Below are 756 nucleotides of genomic sequence, written 5' to 3' on the forward strand. Positions count from 1 at the left end.
TATCTCCGATCGTATCCTGGTGATGAGCGAAGGCGCCCTGGCCGGCGAGCTGATCCGCGATCAAGCGGATGAGGCTCGGCTGCTGCAATTGGCTCTCCCGCGCTCGCGGGATTGAAGAATAAGAGGTGGGTATGTCACAGGTAAAAACCGCGAGAGGCTTCTGGCCGGCGTTCAACCAGCGCAAGTTTCTCGACGAATGGGTCATGCTGCTGGCGGCATTGAGCATCTTTTTGCTCAGCGCCGTGTTTATCGACAACTTCCTCTCGCCGCTGAACATGCGTGGCCTGGGATTGGCGATTTCCACCGTGGGGATTGCCGCCTGCACCATGCTGTTCTGCCTGGCTTCAGGGCACTTCGACTTGTCGGTGGGCTCGGTGATCGCCTGTTCGGGGGTGGTCGCGGGGGTTGTGATGCGCGACACCGATAGCGTGTTCTTCGGCGTCTGTGCCGCCCTGGCCATGGGGCTGGTGGTGGGCCTGATCAACGGCATTGTCATCGCCAAGCTACGGATCAATGCGTTGATCGCGACCTTGGCGACCATGCAAATCGTGCGCGGGCTGGCCTATATCTTTTCCAACGGCAAAGCCGTCGGCGTGATGAACGAAGATTTTTTCGTCTTCGGCAACGGTCAGCTGTTTGGCGTGCCGGTGCCCATCGTGATTACCGTGCTGTGCTTTGTGTTTTTCGGCTGGCTGCTGAACTACACCACCTATGGGCGCAACACCATGGCCATCGGCGGCAATCAGGAGGCGGCGC

General features: G+C 59.5%; 1 protein-coding gene. It reads left to right on the forward strand.

Features of this window, described 5'->3' with window-relative positions; translation table 11 throughout:
* Positions 1-131: 131 nt before the first annotated feature.
* Positions 132-756: ABC transporter permease subunit (locus AC6CIA_RS26350; RefSeq protein ID WP_498316080.1), on the forward strand; the 625-nt coding region annotated here is incomplete at its 3' end.

The organism is Pseudomonas sp. GQ91 (assembly GCF_059758795.1).